Source organism: Sphingobacterium sp. UBA2480 (assembly GCF_002341965.1).
Lineage (GTDB): Bacteria > Bacteroidota > Bacteroidia > Sphingobacteriales > Sphingobacteriaceae > Sphingobacterium > Sphingobacterium multivorum.
The window spans coordinates 677,282-699,729 of sequence record NZ_DDPA01000007.1; the positions used below are offsets into that span (position 1 = coordinate 677,282).

Below are 22,448 nucleotides of genomic sequence, written 5' to 3' on the forward strand. Positions count from 1 at the left end.
AAATGAAAGTGACCTCTTTCTTAACATGTGTTTTCCTTTTAGGGACAATGACTCTGTCAGCACAAACCAAAGCAAAGCCAACAGAATATCATGTTGCTGTGGTGGGAGATGATGGGCAGACCGGTACGCAGACGAAACCACTCCGTACCATTATGGCTGCTGCGAAGCTTGCTATGCCAGGTGATATCATTACCGTTCACAAGGGGGTATACCGCGAAAGTATCATTCCACCGCGCGCTGGCCTCTCGGCACAACAGCCCATTACCTATCGCGCCGCAAAAGGTGAAAAGGTCGTTATCAAAGGGTCGGAAGAAGTAAAGGGCTGGAAGCTATTGCATGACGATATTTGGCAGTTGGAGCTGCCTAATGCTTTCTTTGGTACCTTCAATCCCTATGCGGAGGAAATTCGTGGCGACTGGTTTTGGCCGACACCCAAGGAGCGGAAATATCACCGAGGTGCTGTCTATCTCCATGGTCATTGGCTGATGGAAGCATCTTCCAAGGAGCAGTTATTCGCCGATCATTCCCAAAAAGGGGGATGGTGGGCTTCGGTTGATGGCGAAAAGACGTCTATATGGGCGCGGTTTCCACAGGTTGATCCGAATCAGGAACAGGTAGAAATCAATGTACGGCCTCGGGTCTTCTATCCCGATCGCCCATTTGTCAATTATATCACTGTGGATGGATTTGTGATGGAACAGGCGGCGACCAATTGGGCACCCCCAACGGCCGAACAGGAAGGACTTCTGGGAACACATTGGAGTAAGGGATGGCGTATTGTCAACAATACCATACAGTACTCGAAATGTGTAGGGATAGCCTTAGGGAAATACGGTGATGCATTCGACAATAAGGATACCGAATCAGCTGAAGGTTACGTTGGGACCATAAAACGAGCCTTGGCTTTTGGTTGGGATAAAGATAATGTAGGTGGTCATTATGTAGGGAATAATAAGATAGCCTATTGCGAACAGGCAGGAATTGTGGGGAGTATGGGCTGCTCTTTTAGTACGATCGAAAAAAATACAATTCATGATATACACATCGAACGATTGTTTACGGGAGCAGAGATGGCAGGAATTAAGTTTCATGGCGCTGTTGATGTCAGTATCAGAAATAACCGTATCTTTCGTACAGACAAAGGAATCTGGCTGGACTGGATGGCCCAAGGTGCACAAATTATGAACAATTTGCTTTATCAGAATGATCTTGATGTATTCTTGGAAGTAACACATGGCCCGGCATTAGTGGCTAATAATATCATGCTTTCCAAAAAGAGTCTGTTAATGAACGCACAAGGGGCTGCTTTTGCCCATAATCTCTTTGCAGGAAAAATAGATGTAGTTGCTTATGATAGTCGATTGACGCCGTATCTGAAACCTCATGCGACTGGAATTGCTGCATTAAAGGATAATCCCGGTGGTGACGTACAGTTTGTCAACAATATTTTTGTGAAAGGAGCTGATATCAGTGACTATAGTAATGCCTATCTACCCGTATTGCTCAATGGAAATGTTTACCTAAAAGGCAGTGTAGGAATTTCAACCCATAAAAACAATGCGCGCATGGGCGAGGTGCATACTGATGCCCAGCAACGCATGAAAGCATATACCAGTAAAGGTGCGGTTGAAATAAATGCGTTGATCGATACCAATGAAGTTACTGCTGTCAATCTAGTCGAAAAACAGGGCCGGGTCTATTTGGATTTCCCATTCCGGACAAAATGGCTGCAGCAAAAGAGGGCTTTGGTCACTTCAAGATCATTGCAGCCTACCGTAATTTCAAACTTACCATTTGATGATCGTAATGGACAGCATTTGCAGATTGACCGGGACTTTCTCGGTAAAGCCCGAAAACACACAAATCCAGCTCCAGGTCCATTTGAATACACTGGGAAGAAGAAAAAGATTGCTTTGGGAGGAGTCTAGTATTTTGTTTAGATTTATGTACTGTAAACATGATGTAAATCTAAACAGAATTGATAACCAATCGCTTAGATCAAACCCAGACGAATGAAATATGTTAGATTGCTTGCCTGCATAACCTCCGTGTTCTATGCCCTGATAGCTCAACACGTAGTCGCTCAGCAGACTACTACTCTTCCTGCAACAATTGAACAAGGAAATCAAGATCGTGAATATTGGACAGGACTACTTTACAAAATTGTATCTCCGGTGATCCATAACCTCGCTTCGGGAACACTGAAAAAGAATATGCCGCTGGAAAAGGCTCCAGGGTATATGTTAAAGGCTGAGCAGGTTACCTACCTGGAAGCTGTGGGGCGTACCATGGCCGGTGTTGCGCCTTGGTTGTCGCTTCCTGATGACAATACGCAAGAGGGGAAACAGCGTAAAGAATTGCGCCTGGCATTGTTAAAGGGAATTGCCAATGCCGTGAATCCAACGAATCCCGACTGCTTGGATTTCAGCGAGGAGCAACAGCCGATTGTCGATGCGGCATTTATGGCAGAAGGCTTTTTAAGAGCGCCTCAAGCACTTTGGGAACCTTTGGACGCAACTACAAAATCAAGGTTTTAAAAGTCTGCGCAATCGCGCCGCCTACTATAACAATTGGTTGTTATTTTCGGCATTGACAGAAGCCTTTTTGTTACGGATAGGTGAAGATGCTGATCCCATGCGTATCGATATAGCACTGAAGAAAATGGAGGAGTGGTACTTGGGCGATGGCTGGTATAGTGATGGACCTCATTTTGCCATGGATTATTATAATAGCTTTGTCATTCAGCCGATGCTGGTCGATATCTATCGTACGCTCGTGGATGTAAAGGAGACGGGTAGCAAGGAATATGATTTAGTGCTAAAACGTATGCAACGCTATGCCACTTTTCAGGAACGGATGATTGGTGTCGATGGAAGTTTTCCGCCATTTGGTCGTTCGATAACCTATCGAACTGGTGCTTTTCAGGCTTTGGCACAGGTGGCGCTAATGGGTAAGTATCCCGAAGGACTGTCTCCGGGACAGATTAGAAGCGCGATGACGGCTATGCATCGCCGAATGTTCGATTCCTGTTCAAACTTTGGTCCAAATGGATGGTTATTGCTGGGATTCTGCGGCGCACAGCCGGAAGTTGCGGATACCTATACTTCCACGGGAAGTTTATATATGACCACCCTTAGTTTTTTACCGTTGGGATTGCCGGCAAATGATCCATTCTGGACAAGTAAATCGGAAGACTGGACAACAAAGAAAGCCTGGCAAGGTCAGGCGTTTAAAAAAGATTATAAAGTTGGTTACTAAGATAAGTCGAATTACCTGCTATTCCTTTTAGAAAGCTTGCCGAATGATTTTGTTACAATTGTTCTAGGGAACGGTGGGAGTGAGTCGTCTTTTAACTAAAGCATTATCATGAAATCGCCAAATCTTAAGCTCGTTTTTTTAACCTGTTTCCTTGGTTTTAGTTTTTACGCGCCAGGTCAGGCGCAGCAAAACGCTGTACAACAAGGACTATTGCAAAAAAGTAAAGCTGCTGTATCACAATATGTAGCCAATTTCGATCGACCAGCGGTACGGATACCATCCCAAGTTGCCGTGGATGCCCCATTGTTGGGTAATGGCAGTACAGGAGTAGCAATTGCAGGTACGCCCGATAAGCAGACCTATTACCTGGCAAGAAATGATTTTTGGCGGTTAAAATCTGCATTTAACGAATCCTACCCGGCCGTATTGGGTAAAGTAGAAGTTGCCGTTCCAATGTTAAAGAAAGCGAGTTATGAGGTTAATGTGGATCTGTATACAGCAATTGCAACCTCAACCTTTCAGGCAGGAGATACGTTGCTGGAGATCAGATCCTTTGTTTCAACGAAAGATGACTGCTTGATTTTACAATTTCAAAACAAAGGTAAAAAACAAATCAAGGGGCAGATCAATCTGCTTCTCCCTGCCGAAGACCAATTTAAAAACAATCCACCAGCTGAATCACTTTTCCCTGCTGTCACACAGCAGGAGACGAGAGGAAATGGAACAAAATTGATCAGCAGGGGCTTTGAGGAGCTGGTCGATATTCCGACAAAGGCTGCAGCTGCTGGAAGAATAATCACACAGCAGCAACCTGCTTTCAACTTACTTGCAGGCGAGTCGCTAACCTATGTATGTGCCTTATCTTCCAATTTCAAAAGTAAGAATTGTGTGGAAAAGGGGCTTAAGACCGTGGATGGTTTAGATCTAAAAAATGTAAAGCAGCTCGAACGTGAACATAAAAAGTGGTGGGCAGACTTTTGGTCCGAGTCTTATGTTGAAATTCCCGATAAAGTGATCGAAAAACAGTATTACCTATCTCACTATGTGATGGGATCCCGTAGCCGCGATCCTCAATTTGCCCCGCCCATCTTTGGAACATGGATTACCCGCGAGATTCCCAATTGGAATGGTGATTACCATTTGAATTATAACTATATGGCCCCTTACTATGGACTTTATTCTTCCAACCATCTTGGTGCTGCTGGTTCGTATGAGCAACCGCTGCTCGACTTTATGGAACGGGGTAAGTTCTACTCAAAAGAAATAACCGGGATTTCGGATGGATTGCTATATCCGGTGGGAATAGGCCCGAAAGGGATGGAAACAACTCGTCAGAATGCAATCATGGAAAGCGTATTCGGTGGATATATCCAAGGGGGGCAGGTAGAGCGTAAAGGCTTATTCTTTGGTCAGAAAAGCAATGTGTCCTATGGTGTAACCAATATGGCTACAGCGTTTTATACGACTTACGATCGTAAGTATGCGGAAAGAATATATCCTTATGTGCGTGGTGCAGCTGTGTTTTGGAGCAACTATGTAAAGAAAGATGAAAATGGTCGTTATGTGATTTTTAACGACGCAATTCACGAAGGGACAGTCGGGGATAGCAATCCAATTCTAAGCCTTGGACTGGTCAGGCAAACACTGCAGCTGGCTGCCGATCTGAGGGCCTATTTGGACTTGGACCGCCAGCTGGCGGCAAATTGGACGCAGGTCAGGGAGAATCTTGCTACTTTTCCGGTTCAGGAAAGAGATGGTCAACCTGTATTTCGTTATACCGAAAAGGGCCCTGCATGGTGGAATGATAATACATTGGGCATACAGCATATTTTTCCGGCCATGCAGATTGATCTGGAAAGTGATCCGCGTTGGATTACCATTGCGCGTAATACGATCAAAAAAATGGGGCGTTGGACAGATAATAATGGTACCAATAGTTTTTTCCCTGCGGCAGTTCGGGTAGGCTACAGTGCGGATAGTATACTGTATCATTTGCACCGATATAGCCAACATACTTATCCCAATGGGTTTCAACTGAACAACCCGCATGGTATAGAAAATTGTAGTACTGTACCGACAACCATTAATCAGATGTTGTGTGGCGTCCATCAGCAGGTGCTAAAATTATTTCCTGTATGGCCCAAACAACAGCATGGGCAATTTGGCAACTTACGTGTGGAAGGCGCCTTCCTTGTGTCATCAAAACTTGAAAATGGAGTTGTCACCTACGTCGAGATCTTAAGTGAGCAAGGACGGAACTTGATTCTTGACAACCCTTGGCCCGGACGTAAAATTTCCTGGCGCAAAAACGGAAAAATAATGCAGCCTTTGGAGGGCGATCGCTTACGTATAGCAACGAAAAAAGGAGATCGTATTTACTTGATAGTTGCGGTCTAGATATGCAGAGGGGAACTGTTGCTGTTTGAGAAATTAGAAAGGTATACCTGAGAAAATAAAACTATAAAAATGAAATTTAACCGTTGTTTTTTGAGACTGAATGTCCTTTTTTTGTTGCTTATTGCTGGGGGAAAGCAAGCGACAATGGCACAAAGCAAAAGTTACGCTTTTCTTGATGTAAAAAGAAGTCGCGAGGAACGTATTCAGGATCTGATTGCGCGAATGAGCCTATCGGAAAAAGTGCAGATGATGAAGCACGAGTTTAAGGGCATTCCACGATTGGGCATTCCGGCATACGATTGGTGGAATGAGGCGCTACACGGTGTTGCACGGACAGAAGAAAAAGTAACTGTATATCCGCAGGCTATAGGCATGGCAGCTACCTTCAACACGGCAGCAGTCAAACAGATGGGGGATTATACGGCGACAGAAGGTCGCGCATTATTCAATGAAGATCTCAAAGCTGGAAAAACAGGTAAACGCTATCGCGGACTGACCTATTGGACTCCAAATATCAATATTTTTCGTGATCCACGCTGGGGGAGGGGCCAGGAGACTTATGGTGAAGATCCTTATTTGACAGGGCAGATCGGAACGGCTATCGTGCGCGGATTGGAAGGTGATGATCCACAGTATTTGAAAGCGGTTGCGGCAGCTAAGCATTTTGCTGTGCATAGCGGCCCCGAACATAATCGACATTCTTTTAACGCAGAAGTCTCCGCTTATGACCTTTGGGATACCTATCTGCCAGCATTTCGTCAGTTGGTAATGAAAGCAAAAGTACACGGAATCATGTGCGCTTATAATCGACTGGATGGAATGCCCTGCTGTGGCAATAATGTGTTGCTCAATACAATTTTGCGGCATCAGTGGGGCTTTAAAGGTTACGTAACTTCGGACTGTGGCGGTATCAATGATTTTGCAAGTGGACATAAGACACATCCGGATAATACAGCGGCTGTCAGTGCTGCAGTTTTGGCCGGAACAGATCTCGAATGTGGTAATCTCTATCAATTGTTAGAACAGGGGGTAAAACAAGGCGCATTATCCGAAAAGGATATTGATGTTTCATTAGCCCGACTTCTGCAGATCTGGTTTCAATTGGGGATGTTCGATCCACAAGCACTGGTACCTTATGCAAAGATTGGTCGCGAAGTTATCGAAAGTAAATCGCATAAGGCACATGCATATAAAATGGCGCAGGAGTCGATGGTGCTCTTGAAAAATGAGCATAACTTGCTACCCCTTAACCCCAATAAAATAAAAAGAATTGCTTTGATCGGCCCCAACGCCAATAACGGACACGCACAGTTAGCAAATTATTTTGGTACGCCTTCGGAAATTGTCACACCGCTGAGCAGCCTACAAAAACGTTATGGAAAGCAAATCGCCATAGACTATCTTGCGGGAACCGAAATCATGAAAAAAATTGATGGCGGTCCTTCATTTGAAGAAATTGTTAAAAAGGCTGCAGCGGCAGATGTTATTGTTTTCGTTGGTGGTATAACTGCAGACTACGAAGGTGAAGCTGGCGATGCTGGTGCAGCGGGGTATGGTGCTTTTGTGAATGGCGACCGATCGACGATGGCTTCTCCTGAAGTACAGACTGCCCTTTTAAAAGAGCTGAAAAAAACAGGGAAACCACTTGTATTGGTCAATATGTCGGGATCAGTGATGAGCTTCGATTGGGAATCACAGCATGTAGACGCCCTATTGCAGGCATGGTACGGCGGACAGGCAGCCGGAGATGCTATTACGGATGTGCTGATTGGTCGTTATAATCCTGCCGGACGTATGCCTTTGACAACATATAAACGTGATGCGGACTTACCTGATTTTGAGGATTATTCCATGGCAAACCGAACTTATCGTTATTTTACAGGTGAGGTCCGTTATCCATTTGGTTATGGACTGAGCTATACGAACTTTGAATATAAGCAATTACAGACGCCTAGAATAGTCGAAACAGGAACTGATGTTCAGGTCACCGTACAAGTTACAAATAGCGGCGAACGTGACGGTGATGAGGTTGTTCAATTATATGTTGTTCATCCGAAAGAAGGAAACTATAAAGTACCTAATTGTGCTTTAAAGGGCTTTCAGCGCGTGTTTTTCAAAAAGGGGCATTCGCAGAAAATAACGTTCACCCTGACACCAGAAGATTTGGCTCTGGTGAGCGAAAAAGGCGAGTTGATACAAAAAGGTGGCGCTGTCAAAATATATGTTGGTGGCGGTCAGCCGGGAAAATCTGTAGGCGTCGAGACCGAAATTACAATGCAAGGAACCGCGTATCGACCCTATTAAGGCAAAAAAGAAGTAGGTTTGTATAGACCTTACTGTTAAATAATCAACGAATAAACAAAAATAAATGAAAGTAATTTTCGGAATGATCCTCGCAATGTTATCCTTTTCCTTATTTGGACAACAGCAGGAAATAACACGCATGGGAAACGCGCGCGTGGAGCTTTTTGATCGGGACTGGAAGTTTTCCCGCTTTGGTTTGCAGGCTGATGGCAATCAATTGGCTGAACCTAATGATTTGTATAAGACCGAGTGCAATGATGATACTTGGCGTAGCTTGGATTTACCGCATGATTGGGCTATTGAGGGTCCATTCCGTATTGAACTGGCCAGTGAATCCGGAAAGCTGCCTTATAAAGGAATAGGCTGGTATAGAAAACATTTTAAAGTCGAGAACCTTCAAGCCGGAGAGCGTGTCTATCTGGATTTTGATGGGGCCATGGCGAATGCTAAAATCTGGTTAAATGGCCGTTATGTAGGAACTTGGCCTTATGGTTATAGTTCCTTTCGTATGGATTTAACGCCCTATCTAAAAAAAGATGGTGAGAACGTTTTGGCAGTACGTTTGGATACGGAAAATTGGGAATCAAGATGGTATAGCGGAGCAGGAATCTATCGCCATGTATGGATGGTACGTACTTCCGCCGTGCATGTGGCACATTGGGGAACCTCAATCACCACCCCTGTTGTTAGCGATCAATATGCAACGGTCAAGAATGAAGTAACATTGGATAACTTCCGTTTTTTTCCAGTACATGCTGAGGTCAAGGCGACTTATTTCCAGTTGGATGCTCAAGATAAACCTGGAAAACAGGTGGCCACCGCCAGTGGATCTGTAGACCTTCATGCCAATGCAAGTGGCAAACTGAATCTTGAAACGCGTATCAGTCAGCCGAAACGTTGGGATATTCTATCGCCAAATCGTTATGTAGAAAAGATTGAGGTAATCGTCGACGGTCAACTTAGTGATACCTATTATAGTCCTTTTGGGGTACGGACAATCGCATTTACAGCAAATGAAGGCTTCAAGTTAAACGGCCGTCGTGTAGACATAAAAGGGGTATGCAACCATCATGATTTGGGATCATTGGGGGCGGCCTTTAATAAAAGTGCGTTGGAACGTCAGCTCAACATGTTACAGGCCATGGGTATGAATTCCCTGCGCACATCTCATAATCCACCAGCACCAGAATTATTGGAATTGGCTGATAAAATGGGGATTTTGATTTGGGACGAAGCTTTTGACGCTTGGCGTACAGGTAAGCGCGCAAAAGATTATAATAAATTATACGATGAGTGGCATGAGCGCGATCTATTGGCCATGGTACATCGCGACCGGAACCATCCTTCGGTATTTATATGGTCCATTGGTAATGAGGTGCTTGAACAACAGGATGTCAACATGACTCGGCATTTGGCCGATATTATTCGTCGGGCAGATCCAACACGACCAGTTTCCAATGGTTATAATGACCCGGATGGTGGCCGTGAATCGGGCGCTGCAACGGCTTTGGATATCATGGGTGTGAATTACTTCTTTAGTCAACAGGGGCGTTGGGATAAAGATGCGCGGTATCAGCATATGCCGACGTTGGGCAGTGAAACTTCTTCCTGTGTTTCTTCCCGCGGAGAATATTTTTTTGGAACCGATTACGATGGCTGGCAGGTCACTTCTTACGATCGTGCCGCTCCGGGATGGGGCTGTTCACCGGATGCACAGTTCCGGATATTGGCGCAGTATCCAAACTTGTTGGGAGAATACGTTTGGACAGGTTTTGATTATCTGGGCGAACCGACACCTTATAATTCGGCGGAGACCAATTTGTTGAATTTTAGAACGGATCCCGCAAAACGTGCTGAATTGGAAGCTGCATTGGAAGAATTGAAAAAGAAAAATCCTCCTTCGAGAAGCAGCTATTTTGGTATTATAGACCTTGCAGGTTTTCCAAAAGATCGGTTTTACTTATATCAATCTCATTGGCGGCCAGACCTGCCAGTGACGCATATCCTGCCACATTGGACTTGGGCAAGCAGAAAAGGAGAGATTACACCGGTGCATGTGTATACCTCTGGCACAGAAGCAGAACTTTTTGTCAATGGAAAAAGTCAAGGACGTAAGAAGAAGGTTGCGGGACAGGATTTCCGATTGCAATGGGATAGCGTTTGTTACGAACCGGGAACGGTTAAGGTAATTGCTTATAAAGACGGCAAGGAATGGTCCAAAGCAGAAATCCAAACCGCTGGAAAAGCTGAAAAGCTCCAGATGGAAGCAGATCGTGCTACAATAGATGGTGGACGCTCTGAGCTTGTTTTTGTATCGGTAAAAGTGACTGACAAAAAAGGAACCCTGGTGCCGCAATCGGATGCGCTGATTGATTTTTCGGTCGAAGGTGCAGGTGAAATTGTATCTACCGATAATGGAAACGCAATTGATTTTACTTCGTTCCAAAGTCATTCGCGTAAAGCCTATAACGGAATGGCATTGGTCATCGTAAAAGCAAAAAAAGGAGAGCAGGGTGCAATTCGAATCAACGCATCGAGTAAGGGCTTGAAAGTAGCTACGGTACAAGTATTGGCTAAATAAAAAGATGAAATATTTAAAAAAACAACTCTATATCCTGTGTCTATTGGGATGCTTGGGGCAGGCAACGCAGAGCTATAGTCAGCAGCTGCCACTGTTTAACAAAGAAAGGAACAGCCTGTCTGGAGACTGGTTAATTGGAACTCCCCGAGCGAAAGCGGGACTTTTCAAAACGAAAGAAGGTCATTTGGTGTTTTCCAATGGCTTGGTCAGCCGTACATTTACGACTTTTCCAAATGTAGCCAGTATTGGTTTGGACGAATTGACTGGAAATATAGCATTTCTAAGATCGATTCGACCTGAAGCCAGTGTAACAATCGATGGGTTTACCTTTGATGTCGGTGGATTGGAAGGACAGAAAGTACATAATTACTTACTAAAAGAATGGATACCGAGTTTAAAGGCTAATCCCATGGCTTTTAAGTTCCATGACTATAAAATTGAAGAGACAAAACCCCGTTTTGGCTGGAAAAAAAGACCAAACTGGATGCCTAAAGATATGCCCTGGCCAGTGCCGGGCAAAGAGCTGACATTTAACTATAAATTGGATCAACAGGCGATCGATGCTCTTGCCGCAAAGAGCAAAAGTGACCAAAACAGATCATTGCTGTTGGAAGATAAATTTCAGCGTTTAGCGTCCGACTGGAAGTTGATGGTGTCAAAATCACATGCACGTAATTCCTTTGTCAATGAAGGAAAAGTGGGCGAGATTATGGCACTGGAGAATGCGGCAGTATTTGCTGAAAGAGCGGTTCCTCAAGAAGCAAAGGTACTCGTCGCCAAGATGAATAAAGGCACTGATCAATCCAACGATTGGGGATTGGGTTTTGGGCTAACACTAACGAATAGTAGCCCCAGACTTTATTGGCGAGCAAGCGAAGGCAAAGTAGTCTTTTTTGATGGCAAACGCGATAACGGAACCTTCGAAGTTGGTAAAGCAGATCAGCTATGGTTTAGATATGAAATAGCGGATAAAGAATTATTGGCACAAGCCTCTTTGGATGGACAACAATGGCATACCGTCGGCCATCTTTCGCTAAAGTCAGGTGACAAGATACAGTTGGTCCGTGTCGGAAAAATGGATCCAAATGGCGGAAATAAAGATGGTAAGGCTTCTACAAAGGAAGGTCGCTCGAAAGTTGAAGGCTTTTGGGCATACGGTGATTTCCCATCCCAATTTGCCGGCGATTTGTCCAGTAAACTTGCCTATATGAAAGATGTCACGGTACAGGTGCATTATGACCTTTATGACGATATGCCAATCTTTAGCAAGTGGATTACGGTGGAGAACCAGTCTGGGCAAGACATCGTTGTCAATAAATTCAAAAGTGAGCAGCTTGCGGTTTTTGAACCCGAAAGTTCGGTAGATCAACGCAATCGATGGCTGTTGCCAAACATCACGTTGGAAACGGATTATAACTTTGGCGGGATGAGCGAAGAGTATATTTATTCGTCGAGTGTGGAATGGAAAAAAGACCCCCTATATACAACACAGGTACACTATGACCGGGAGACGCCCTGTCTGTTGGAGGTTGCACCTAAAATGGGACCTGAGCAGAGGGTATCTTCTGGTGCTGCGTTTGCGAGTTATCGCGTTTGGGAACTGTTGAACGATAGCTGGGAACGTGAACGTAAGAGCCTTGGATACCGAAAAATGATGCGTTCCATGGCGCCATGGGCAACTGAAAATCCGATATTGATGCATGTACGGAGCTCGGATAACGAGTCGGTTAAAAAGGCAATTGATCAAGCAGCGGAAGTTGGTTTTGAAATGGTGATCATGACCTTTTGGTCTGGATTCAATGCCGAAGATGATTCTCCCGAGAATGTTAAGCGCATGAAGGAGCTCGCTGGCTATGCACATAGCAAAGGGATTGAACTTGGGGGCTATTCGCTCCTTGCCAGTCGTCATATTGATGCTAAAAATGATGTTGTATTACCCGAAGGGATGCATCCGCGCTTTGGAAGTTCACCCTGTATTGAAAGTGAATGGGGGCAGGCTTACTTCAAAAAGCTGTATAACCTGTATGAAAGTTCGGGACTGGGTGTATTTGAGCATGATGGCTCTTATCCAGGGGATTGGTGTTATGCCACCGACCATCCGGGACATCATAATGAAAAAGACTCGCAATGGAATCAATTTAAACGGATCACTGACTTTTACAAATGGTGCCGTGAAAAAGGAATCTACCTGAATATTCCGGATATGTATTTCTTGAACGGTGGCAACAAAGTAGGAATGGGCTACCGCGAAGCGAATTGGTCATTACCGAGAGCACAACAGGAAATTGTTGAAAGACAAAATATCTTCGATGGTACCTGGGCTAAAGCTCCATCCATGGGCTGGATGTTTGTTCCTTTGGTAGAATACCAAGGTGGCGGCAAAGAGGCAACGATAGAGCCTTTGAAGGATCACCTACCGCATTACGAGCAACGCTTGGCCAATCTATTTGGCGCAGGTGTACAGGCTTGTTATCGTGGACCACAGCTTTATGACTCCCCAGAGACGAAAAATGTAGTAACCAAATGGGTGAATTTTTACAAGAAACACCGTGAAGTTTTGGACAGTGATATCATCCATGTGAGACGTCCTGACGGGATGGATTATGATGCTATTTTGCACGTAAATCCAGCGGGAAAAGAAAAGGGATTACTAATGATCTATAATCCATTGGACGAAGCGATAACACGAAAAATTAAGGTCAACTTATACTATACCGGACTGAAAGGAAATGTGCAAGTGGTTGAGCAAGATCAAAACAGTAGGACAATACCATTAAATGCAGCCTCGGAAGCGATCTTTGAGGTCAATATACCAGCAAAAAGTCAAACTTGGTTTGTGATTAAGTAAGCCGTCGGTGAACGTTTCGGATCGAGATTTCACATTTTTAAGGAGTCTTCTCATCACATCGATGAGAAGACTCTTTTTTTAGACTTGGCTTATATGCTATTTTGTGTTCGACCTTATCCGATTGACAAGAGTTCACCCAATGTAATTTCCTGGATTGCGTTTCTCCGTTTATCCAACGGGATAGGCCGTTTTAGATGCTATTCAATATGGAGCAATTTTTTGCTCCGTTCTGAATGGCCGTTTTCATTAAAAGCTTCCACCGAAAAATAGTAGCCCTGATCGCTGTTGAAACTACGACCATCAAAGTTGTTGTCGTAGACCACGATTGCATTGTATAATTTGTCGGATTTAATACCCCAACGGAGAATATAACCTTTGGTGTTTGGCGATGCTGGCCAATGCAGTGTGATCTGGCGACGGTCTTCCGTATTACGTTGTCCTGTCAAGCTGTTGATTCCTCTGGGTTTTTGCCCCAGGCCATGACCAAAAATTCGAAAATCATAAAGCGAGAACTTACCAGGAATATCTTTCTTATTGGTCAGGCGGACATAACGTGCGTTGACTTTGCGATCTAGGCTAAATAATTCATGCGGGTGATCTTTTGTGTTTTTGCTTTGATCTATCAGCGGTGACCATTTTTTGCCATCGCTGGAGTATTCGATCAAATATTGATAGCAGTAAGACTGGGGCGCTTTAAGCTGGAAATCTTGATCAGCGAAATTCACTTGTAGGGAACTGATGGACATGTTTTTTTCAAGGTCAATCTGAATATATTCACCGATAGCGCCCGAAGCTGCCGACCACCAGCTTTCTACCCGTTCGTCATTAGCGTAAATTTTTGGGAATTTATCCAGCTCACTGGATACTTGAATGGGTTTGTTTCGAGACAAAAGATTGTACGGTAAAGAAAGATCCTTCTTCTCGAGGTCAACTTTGGTACTGGGGAGCTGAAAGGGGAGATCAGTATACACTGTTTGTGCATAAAGCTGGCCTTTCTTGTCAAAAAATGCAGGAAAAAGACCAATACGTCGTTCAAACCAGTCTCGCACCGAAATTTTCATGGTTGCAACATGCCAATAGTTGCCCAGCTTGTCCTGAAAAGTATGTCCATGACCTGCGCCTGCAATAAACCCGCCGGGTTTATAAGAAAAAGGGCTATTGGCTTCATAGCGAAACGGTCCCAAGGGTGAATCGGCGGTGTAAACACCATCGGCATAACTTCTGAATTGCGTGCCCGGAGATGCGTATTGGAGGTAATATACACCCTTGTGTTTAATCATTGTTGCCCCTTCGTTCCAACCGGGGGTTCCCAGTTCGTTATGCTCGCCCTGCACTTCCCAGCCATATTGTTTTTCATGATGTTGAATCAATAATTGTGGGGCGCCAATGGGTTTGAAACCATCGTTAGGATCTACTTCCACTCCCATGATGGGATCAACGTTTGAACATCCCCAATACAGATAAACTTTACCAGTATCGTCCTTGAAGAAGGCTGGATCCGTCATGCCGATGGTAAATTTGGTCGGTATGGGTTCCCACTGATCCTGATCAGGATTGGTTGTTTTATAAATTTGGGGTTTTCCACCGGAAGCCAAAAAGTAAAGCGTACCGTTGTAATTTAATACAGTAGGTGCATAAGCTTCAATACTACCAATACTTTTGCAAGGGATATACAGCCAATCCTTTAAATCTGAGGAGCGCCAATATCCTCCGGATTTCGATGCAAATAAATAATACTGGCCGTTGAAAAGCTCGATGACGGGATCTGCTGCTTCCCGTCTACTGGGACTTTCGGGCATAAAACGATATTCCAATGCCAAAGGATTGGCAATAATTTTTGTGGTCTGTTGTCCGTAAACAAGCCCAGAAAGAGAGCCTGTACCGAAAAAAACAGTTATGAAAATCTTTGTGAACCTATTTTTGTTTGCTGTTATAGTTTGCTGTTTTATGGGTTTACCGATTGGTTTTTGCATAGTTTTCGCTTTCTAATAAAGACGATCGAAACCTTTTCGTCCCTAAAATGGCCAAAAGGTTTTGATGATGTAAACTGAGGTAAGATAAGTAAAATTAAGTCTTTAATAGTTTTTTAGCCGTTGTTGACGAAATCATGTTAATACTGATTCATAAATAATCAATAGAGATGACTAGTTTGTTGTAAAGTCTTGCTAATTTGCCTTCAGTTATAAAACAGATGCTACAATGCATTTAGCCGAAATTATGTGATGAAAAGACTAACTTTCTTTTTAACCTTGCTATTGCGGGTATTATGTACCGGAACTGTTTATGTTGCTAAAGCACAGGATAATCTTAATCTTGGGGCAAAGCTCCAACAGACGATTGATACCAGTCAAGTTTTTATCGACGGCCAATATTATCACTGGTGCAATAGTATAATTCAGGGGGAGGACGGTAAATACCATATGTTTTACGCGCGTTGGCCACATGGCAAACGGACATTGGATGATGATCCTGCGAATGGAATTTTTGATGGTTTCAGTGGTTGGTTAAAATATTCGGAAATCGCCTATGCAACCGCCGACAAGCCAACTGGGTCTTTCCATTATGTGAAGACCATTTTAAAAGGAAATGGAGATCAACATAAATGGAACCGCTATACCATGCACAATCCACAAATACGCAGATTTGGTCAGAAATATTACCTCTATTATATGAGTAATGCCTTCGATTCGACCTTTAGAGCCAAAAATGTCGATCCCAATTCAGACTGGGGACATTGGCTTAAATACAATTGTACGCAGAAGATCGGTGTACTTGTCGCTAATAAATTGAGCGACTTTGCGCAGGGTAATTTTCAGGAAGTAAAAGAACCGCTGATTGAGCCAGATGGGATACAAACTTTTGAGGTGACGACAAATCCATCGGTGACAGAAGGACCCGACGGACGATATTATATGATCTTTAAGTCGCGAAAACCCAACGTGGGCAATATGACGATGTGGATCGCGGTAAGCGATAGACCGGATAAACCATTTAAACTCCTTTCACAAGTATTCACGGAGCCGGACATGGCCTGTGAAGACCCATTTTTATGGTATGATAAACAGCGAAAGCAATTTTATGCAGTTGTCAAGTACTATGCGCATTCAGGTAAATTGGTCGCGCAGTTTGGTGCTTTGGCACTGATTACCTCAGCAGATGGCCTGCACTGGCATGCTGCCCGCCACCCTTTGGTATCACAACGCGAATTGAAGGTAACCGGACAACACAAAACAGTGCTGGCCCATTTGGAACGTCCGTTTATATTATTCGATAAAAAAGGACGACCACAGGCATTATATGCTGCTGCTTCGATCGGAGATCCTTTTAAAAATAAGTCCGATAAGATCCCGAAAGAAGAAAACTCCTTTATTGTCAATTTTGGACTGAATTAAAAGCATTCCCTTTAATTAACATCTTTTTTCTCTGGCCATTTTACAAACACGCCCGTTTCGAGTGTCAGTTCACCGGTCGTAGGGTTATAACTATCCTTGGATAGAATAGGGATTTCACCGGCAACTTTACTTTGTTCGGGGTTGTGTGTACGGTTATGGTAAGTCGGCACTTTTTCAAGCTTGACCAATTTACCATTAATGCGTAGATTTTTTTGAACAATGGTTACTTTAGGTAATTTGTCGTATCGGATGACATTCAGTCCCTCAAGATCCCTCGACCTTTGGGCAAAATCGATGAAATACTTGTATTGCTCCAAGAACGATGTAATATGCCCTTTCATCCGAATCTTTTTACCCGGGAAGGCCAGTGAGCCTACATTGACCACTTTTTTTGTGCTTAAATCTTCGACATACATAGTGACCCAGGAATGTTCATAATCGCCCCAGCTGAAATAGATTTCTTTAGGCTTAATAGTATCTGGGATAGCCTTACCCGCGATATAACCTTCCTTTTTTAGTGTGATGCGATAGGAGCCTTTGTGCCAGCCTACGATATTCCGGACACTGATAAAATCACCCTCCGCATCCGAACTAGCATAATATCCTGTAGTTTTTAAGGCTTTTTTGTCCGTTCAAACCAGCGCGAAAAGATGGCATTAAATTTAATATCCTCTTCTTTGCCAGTCTTAACACTTATACCGCCACCAGAAGATTGAATACCACAATATAAAGGCATATTGTTTAGGGATATATTAAAAGGTGAAATATAAAATGAATAATGGTCGGGAATGTCATCCTGTACAATAACATCAATGGAAATAGAATGGAAATCATTAACTGCAGAGTCCAAGACATAATAGGAATTGGTATAGTGTAAAGGGGGTAAGATGAGGCTATCGGGAAAGACTTATTCCGTAGCCATCTTCTTCTTGAGCTCTTCATCTATACTGCTGTTTTCATATTTTTTTTAAGCTCCTCTTTGCTTTGGGAAAAGGTTATGCCGCTGAATAAGGTAAGCGGTACAAGCACTACCAAGATATTTTTTATCAATTTCATAAACAGTTTTAATTGCGTCCACCAATATACTTTTTTTTCTTATAGCAGTAAAGGGCTAATTAACCAGCCGATTAAAATAATACAATAAACGAATCGTAAATCATTTTTGGCGAATTGTAAACGGAGGCTTGAATCGCTGACCGAGGACTTTATATTTGGATCCAAGAAATGCCGAAACAAATTCTGACACTTTTGTAGAGTAAGAAATGAGCCGATCTTAATTTGTTAATTTATTGTGCTGCAGATTTATGTGCGACATTTTAATTTTAATTGTCATAGTAGATAGTGCCTTACACGTAAGGTAAATGTTTTTCATAGGTAGTAAGCCGTAAAGGACTCCCCGTCCTTGCGGCTTTTTTTGTGCTTATTGTTCAGTTGAAGAATGGCTGGCTAATATATTCCTATCGTTAGTTTGCAACGACATGTTTTATGTCTTGGCTGTTTTAGGCTGGGATAAAAAAAATAAAAAAAGTCAAAATTCCTTTAGGACGTTTTGTCTTTCCCGTTGTCATCAATGTATAAATGGAGATTTTGGCCGTTAAATATCCATTTGAAATGCAACTACTATGAAATTTTAGCCTATTAATCATTTTTAGCATGGCACTGACTAATAAAATATTCCAGCAAAGTGAGATTGAAAGTTTTGAATTCAATCACAAAGTCTTAAAAAACTGTTCTTTTATCGATTGCAAGATAAAAGGGAAAAGCTTCATGAACTCCATGTTTCGTGATTGTAAGTTCATTCGCTGTACCTTTGTAGACTGTAACTTTCAGTCTGTTGTTTTTCAGGAATCTGGGCTTTGGATGGAAAGTACATTCGAAGCGAATGATTTTTCGAAAGCCATTATTGGAAATCTAAAAATTGAAAAGTCGTCCTTCCTTTACAATACATTTGACAAAACAACTTTCGACGGGACGAATTTGATTCATGTGGTATTTAAAGGAAAGATCAGTTCTTCATGGTTTTATGGAATTCCTTTTACAGAAGATTTATATTCCACCAATCTTTTTATTCTCAAAAAAGCCAAACCATTAAAGACTCCCTTGGTAAATTTTGGTCATGCAGAATTAAAGGACGTTATATTTTCTCGAGGGCTAGATCTCTCCAGTACAGTTTTTCCAAACCAAGAGCATCTTAAAATCATCAATAATCCCAGACGTTTTTTTGATAGTTTCCTCAAAAGGTCAAGAGAAGTGTTTACGGATAATGAATCGTTGGTTTTCTGTCGGGACTTGGTGGATAATGTCTTGTATAAGCCCGAAAATAGGGGGATGCCAATTATATTGGTTGATCTAAATCAGTTTTACCCCTCATTGAATGAAAATAGAGATCGTCTTATTGTTGATCTATTAAAAGCAGGATAATCATATCATTCTATATATAATTGTTAGTGCAAAGCCGTTTGGAGTTCCCAGCTCTAGCGGCTTTTTCGCTCCCGACCTGCTTATGCCTTTATTCGCTCCTGTCATTACCTTTGTTCGCTCTTGTCCCTAGTAAGCACTTAGCTGAAACCTTGTGTTTACCTAGTGAACTAGGTTAAGACTGGGCGATTCATAGGGATTTGCTAGGTGAATTCCAAAAGCAAGGCAAAAGCAGGGTAGAAGCAGTGCAGTCAAAAGGCCGTGCAAAGGCCAAATCTGATGATGGAAGTTAAAATGCAACCTGCTGTATCATAGTTTTTTTATGTTTTTGTATATATAAGAAAATTAGGTATATTTAATTACTTTTTTAAGATGAACGAATGAAAGATACGAAGTTATTAAAAGGCACTTTACAAACGATTATTCTGAAGCTATTGTCTGGAACGGAAAGAATGTATGGCTATGAAATGACCCAGCAGGTAAAACTCTTAACAGATGGGGAGTTTATCCTCACTGAGGGAGCGCTCTATCCTGCATTACATAAGCTAGAAGCGGAAGGACTTCTGGATACAGCAATAGAAGTTGTCGATGGAAGAGCAAGAAAGTATTACTCCCTGACAGTGAAAGGAAAAAAAGCGCAGATAAGTAAAATGAAAGATGCGTTGACCTTTGTGGAGAAGTTGCAGGTTATTTTGAACACGAAACCAATTGTATCATGACAGAAAAGAAATTGACCAAAGCGGAGTTAGGTATTCTGATGGATTTTATCCGTTCTAAAGGATATCATTATGTTGATGTTCAACTTGAAATTTTGGATCACTTCGCCTGTAAGGTAGAGGAACTGATGTCTTCAGATGCCGGCATGTATTTTAATCGAGCCATTGATCTCGCTTATGCCAGTTTTGGAGAGGCAGGGTTTGGAAGCATTGCAGCTAGTTATGAATTGAATCTGCAACGAAAACAGATCAATAAATTTCCTGCTGATTTTTTACAGTTCGTCAAGCATTGGCATAGTGCAATTTATATCGTGTACTTCACATTGTTCTATTATTTTGTGCCGCTCGATGCAGATGCTTTTTGGACGGGATTAAAATTAGGGATGATTGGTACACTAGTTTTTTATATTCCAGTATACCTATTGCGGCATCGGCCTCGAGGGAACAAATACTGCGTTTATCGCAATTATCTTGGTTTAACAATACCGATTATGGTTTTGATCATCGGGTTGGTTTCTTCGGAATGGATCGTTAATTATGTTTCTTTAGCTTTGTATCGTGTTGTAATTCTTATTTTTATGTATATTGGATTAGGAATTTTGTCTATCTTTGAGAAGAATCTAAAGGCCATTGTCCGACGGGTAGATGAGATCGAAGTGCTGCACCAGAGCTGACGATTAATTTTTTAAATTATGAAATATCTTTTCCTGTTGTTATTAAGCATTTGTTTTTTGTCCAGTTGTGACAAAGAAGATAGTGATTTTGACGCTAGGGAGATCGGTGATGGAACAATGGCTAAAAGGTATCAATTTGTAGGGCGTTCCGTCGGGTTTTCGGTTAGCCAGATCTACGTGGATGGCACTACAGATAAAAACTTCTATTTGGGGACAGTTTGGGGATTAAAAGATACTACGCCGCAACTAAAACTAACTTCCCTTCGCAATTATAAACCTTTCAAGAGCACAATTTCTTCTACACAGCCAACTTTAGCTCCAATCCGTATCATTCCTGGATTTGATGCTGTGCGAGCTTTCGCTAAGAAAAGCAAGGGGGAACCGGCTGTTTTGAGGCAGTCGTCTGTAGGGGCATTTTTCGATTATAGAGCGATACGCTACCATCTTAATAATAGCCCTGACGTAGATAGTGTACTCAAATTGGTCCGTCACCATGATTCTACCACGATAAAAAGAGCTAATAGCCTGTTATTGCGTCGAGAACATATTACATTTAGTCTCCATGCGGATCTGAAAGACTATGAACAGGCTTTTAGTAAGGATGCACTAGGGAAGTTAAAAAAATCAGGATATAATCCCTACTATGTTTCGTCAGTCAACTATGGTACCCACTCGATTATGATGGGAGAAAGTGATTTTCCACGTGGTGATCTTAAAAACGTATTGGAAAAATTGCTGTACAATCAATTTCTGACAAAAACCGACGAAACGGTGTTAAATCGTTCCGATGTGCTGGTTTATTTGCGTGGTGGACGTCAAACTAGTTTTATTAGACGCGCAACAGGTTTGGACGCTATTAAAAAACTTGTCATTGATTATAAAAATGAACTTGAACTGCAACAGAATAGCTTTGACTACCCCATTAGCTATAGTCTAGGAAACCTTAATTCCTATGGGGACCTGAAATTCTGGTACTCTTATGATTTTCTCGTCCGTGAGGAAAAAGAATGATTTTTATTTAAACATTTGGATAATTAAAAGGATATTTTTTACATTTGGGCTATTGTCGCAAACGGCATCATAGCGCAGTTTCCTGTCTATCTATTTTAAACATGGCATAACCATTAATTAGCCTTTTTGCTTCAATACCATTATTAGCTAAAAACAATTAAAGAAGAACTATGGAAGAAACAATTAAGACATTGATCTACATTCACGCGTTTTTTGGTGGGGTAGGATTGATTACCGGCCTGATCAGTGTGGCTGTAAAAAAGGGAGGAGCAGGGCATAAGAAAATGGGGATCATATTTTCCTATGCGATGGTGATTAGTTCTTTAATTTCACTCGTTATTGCGAGAATGCCGGGCCACGAAAACACATTTTTATTTTTGATCGGTATCTTTACCATCTATCTCATTCTGGCGGGTAATCGCGCGTTGACTTTACGCAGTAAGATTAAACAACAGGCCGATTGGAAAGACAAACTTATTTCGGCTACGATGCTGCTTGCATCGGTTGGTATGTTATGTCTTGGTTTAATTGGATTAATACAGCAGGTGGCAAATTCTGTTTTATATGTCTTTTTTGGTGGTTTTGGTGCATTTATGAGTATTCGGGATTTTCAGCTGTTTAAAAGTTTCAAAGAAAAGAAAAATGGCTGGCTGGTCAGTCACTTGGGTCGTATGGTAGGTGCATTGATTGCGTCGGTGACTGCCTTTTTAGTTGCCGGGATTCAGCTTGGTTCAACGCTGGTTTGGATTACGCCAACCATCATCGGCACCTTGTATATCATCTATTCCAATAGAGCATTGAACAAAAATAAAGTGCTTCGTGCGGATTTGCATTAATCCAGCGAGTTAA

16 protein-coding genes are annotated in these 22,448 nt (G+C 42.5%); 13 read left to right on the forward strand and 3 right to left on the reverse strand.

Features of this window, described 5'->3' with window-relative positions; genetic code table 11:
- The first annotated feature begins 2 nt into the window (after positions 1-2).
- The 7 genes from B3600_RS15980 (at position 3) to B3600_RS16010 (ending at position 13,388) form a co-directional block, all read left to right on the forward strand.
- A complete protein-coding gene (locus B3600_RS15980) occupies positions 3-1,928 on the forward strand; it encodes a right-handed parallel beta-helix repeat-containing protein (protein ID WP_286753666.1) in 1,926 nt (641 codons plus the stop codon).
- An 84-nt stretch (positions 1,929-2,012) separates the two neighbouring features.
- Positions 2,013-2,537: a DUF2264 domain-containing protein gene (locus tag B3600_RS15985; RefSeq protein WP_286753667.1), complete on the forward strand. Its 525-nt coding sequence runs from the start codon at positions 2,013-2,015 to the stop codon at positions 2,535-2,537.
- 52 nt (positions 2,538-2,589) lie between these two features.
- A complete protein-coding gene (locus B3600_RS15990; protein ID WP_286754003.1) occupies positions 2,590-3,258 on the forward strand; it encodes a DUF2264 domain-containing protein in 669 nt (222 codons plus the stop codon).
- A 108-nt stretch (positions 3,259-3,366) separates the two neighbouring features.
- On the forward strand, positions 3,367-5,655 hold the full coding sequence (locus B3600_RS15995) for a glycosyl hydrolase family 95 catalytic domain-containing protein (protein WP_286753668.1): 2,289 nt from the start codon (positions 3,367-3,369) through the stop codon (positions 5,653-5,655).
- A gap of 69 nt (positions 5,656-5,724) precedes the next feature.
- Positions 5,725-7,959 (forward strand): glycoside hydrolase family 3 C-terminal domain-containing protein, encoded by a 2,235-nt coding sequence (locus tag B3600_RS16000; protein WP_286753669.1) that lies wholly within the window; start codon positions 5,725-5,727, stop codon positions 7,957-7,959.
- Between the two features lie 64 nt (positions 7,960-8,023).
- Positions 8,024-10,540 (forward strand): beta-galactosidase GalB, encoded by a 2,517-nt coding sequence (galB, locus tag B3600_RS16005; RefSeq protein WP_286753670.1) that lies wholly within the window; start codon positions 8,024-8,026, stop codon positions 10,538-10,540.
- 4 nt (positions 10,541-10,544) lie between these two features.
- Complete coding sequence (locus tag B3600_RS16010; RefSeq protein ID WP_286753671.1) at positions 10,545-13,388, forward strand: hypothetical protein; 2,844 nt, start codon at positions 10,545-10,547, stop codon at positions 13,386-13,388.
- Positions 13,389-13,585: 197 nt separating this feature from the next.
- Here the strand turns inward: B3600_RS16010 and B3600_RS16015 are convergent, their stop codons facing one another.
- Positions 13,586-15,361: a family 43 glycosylhydrolase gene (locus B3600_RS16015; protein ID WP_286753672.1), complete on the reverse strand. Its 1,776-nt coding sequence runs from the start codon at positions 15,359-15,361 to the stop codon at positions 13,586-13,588.
- A 249-nt stretch (positions 15,362-15,610) separates the two neighbouring features.
- Between B3600_RS16015 and B3600_RS16020 the strand changes: the two genes are divergently transcribed.
- Positions 15,611-16,780, forward strand: coding sequence for a glycoside hydrolase family protein (locus B3600_RS16020; protein ID WP_286753673.1), 1,170 nt, complete (start codon positions 15,611-15,613; stop codon positions 16,778-16,780).
- Positions 16,781-16,791: 11 nt separating this feature from the next.
- Here the strand turns inward: B3600_RS16020 and B3600_RS16025 are convergent, their stop codons facing one another.
- On the reverse strand, positions 16,792-17,196 hold the full coding sequence (locus tag B3600_RS16025) for a hypothetical protein (protein ID WP_286753674.1): 405 nt from the start codon (positions 17,194-17,196) through the stop codon (positions 16,792-16,794).
- Positions 17,197-17,393: 197 nt separating this feature from the next.
- Positions 17,394-17,630: a hypothetical protein gene (locus tag B3600_RS16030; protein WP_286753675.1), complete on the reverse strand. Its 237-nt coding sequence runs from the start codon at positions 17,628-17,630 to the stop codon at positions 17,394-17,396.
- 803 nt (positions 17,631-18,433) lie between these two features.
- Here B3600_RS16030 and B3600_RS16035 point away from each other — a divergent pair.
- From B3600_RS16035 to B3600_RS16055, 5 genes are all read left to right on the forward strand, one after another.
- The gene (locus B3600_RS16035) at positions 18,434-19,201 is read left to right on the forward strand and encodes a pentapeptide repeat-containing protein (RefSeq protein ID WP_046675345.1); all 768 of its coding nucleotides are present in this window, start codon (positions 18,434-18,436) and stop codon (positions 19,199-19,201) included.
- Positions 19,202-19,578: 377 nt separating this feature from the next.
- Entirely contained in the window at positions 19,579-19,917 is a 339-nt protein-coding gene (locus tag B3600_RS16040) for a PadR family transcriptional regulator (protein WP_046675346.1), read from the forward strand.
- A complete protein-coding gene (locus B3600_RS16045; RefSeq protein ID WP_286753676.1) occupies positions 19,914-20,588 on the forward strand; it encodes a hypothetical protein in 675 nt (224 codons plus the stop codon). Before B3600_RS16040 ends, B3600_RS16045 begins: the two co-directional genes overlap by 4 nt.
- Before the next feature lie 18 nt (positions 20,589-20,606).
- Positions 20,607-21,599 (forward strand): hypothetical protein, encoded by a 993-nt coding sequence (locus tag B3600_RS16050; protein WP_070568012.1) that lies wholly within the window; start codon positions 20,607-20,609, stop codon positions 21,597-21,599.
- A 170-nt stretch (positions 21,600-21,769) separates the two neighbouring features.
- Entirely contained in the window at positions 21,770-22,435 is a 666-nt protein-coding gene (locus B3600_RS16055) for a hypothetical protein (protein ID WP_286753677.1), read from the forward strand.
- The last annotated feature ends 13 nt before the right edge of the window (positions 22,436-22,448 follow it).

Bases quoted from the DNA above. Each gene is read 5' to 3' on its own strand.
- B3600_RS16025 (WP_286753674.1), bottom strand. From the start codon at position 17,196: ATGTATGTCGAAGATTTAAGCACAAAAAAAGTGGTCAATGTAGGCTCA.
- B3600_RS16020 (WP_286753673.1), top strand. From the start codon at position 15,611: ATGAAAAGACTAACTTTCTTTTTAACCTTGCTATTGCGGGTATTATGT.
- B3600_RS16040 (WP_046675346.1), top strand. From the start codon at position 19,579: ATGAAAGATACGAAGTTATTAAAAGGCACTTTACAAACGATTATTCTG.
- galB (WP_286753670.1), top strand. From the start codon at position 8,024: ATGAAAGTAATTTTCGGAATGATCCTCGCAATGTTATCCTTTTCCTTA.
- B3600_RS16015 (WP_286753672.1), bottom strand. From the start codon at position 15,361: ATGCAAAAACCAATCGGTAAACCCATAAAACAGCAAACTATAACAGCA.
- B3600_RS16035 (WP_046675345.1), top strand. From the start codon at position 18,434: ATGGCACTGACTAATAAAATATTCCAGCAAAGTGAGATTGAAAGTTTT.
- B3600_RS16055 (WP_286753677.1), top strand. From the start codon at position 21,770: ATGGAAGAAACAATTAAGACATTGATCTACATTCACGCGTTTTTTGGT.
- B3600_RS16000 (WP_286753669.1), top strand. From the start codon at position 5,725: ATGAAATTTAACCGTTGTTTTTTGAGACTGAATGTCCTTTTTTTGTTG.
- B3600_RS16045 (WP_286753676.1), top strand. From the start codon at position 19,914: ATGACAGAAAAGAAATTGACCAAAGCGGAGTTAGGTATTCTGATGGAT.
- B3600_RS16010 (WP_286753671.1), top strand. From the start codon at position 10,545: ATGAAATATTTAAAAAAACAACTCTATATCCTGTGTCTATTGGGATGC.
- B3600_RS15985 (WP_286753667.1), top strand. From the start codon at position 2,013: ATGAAATATGTTAGATTGCTTGCCTGCATAACCTCCGTGTTCTATGCC.
- B3600_RS16050 (WP_070568012.1), top strand. From the start codon at position 20,607: ATGAAATATCTTTTCCTGTTGTTATTAAGCATTTGTTTTTTGTCCAGT.
- B3600_RS15980 (WP_286753666.1), top strand. From the start codon at position 3: ATGAAAGTGACCTCTTTCTTAACATGTGTTTTCCTTTTAGGGACAATG.
- B3600_RS15995 (WP_286753668.1), top strand. From the start codon at position 3,367: ATGAAATCGCCAAATCTTAAGCTCGTTTTTTTAACCTGTTTCCTTGGT.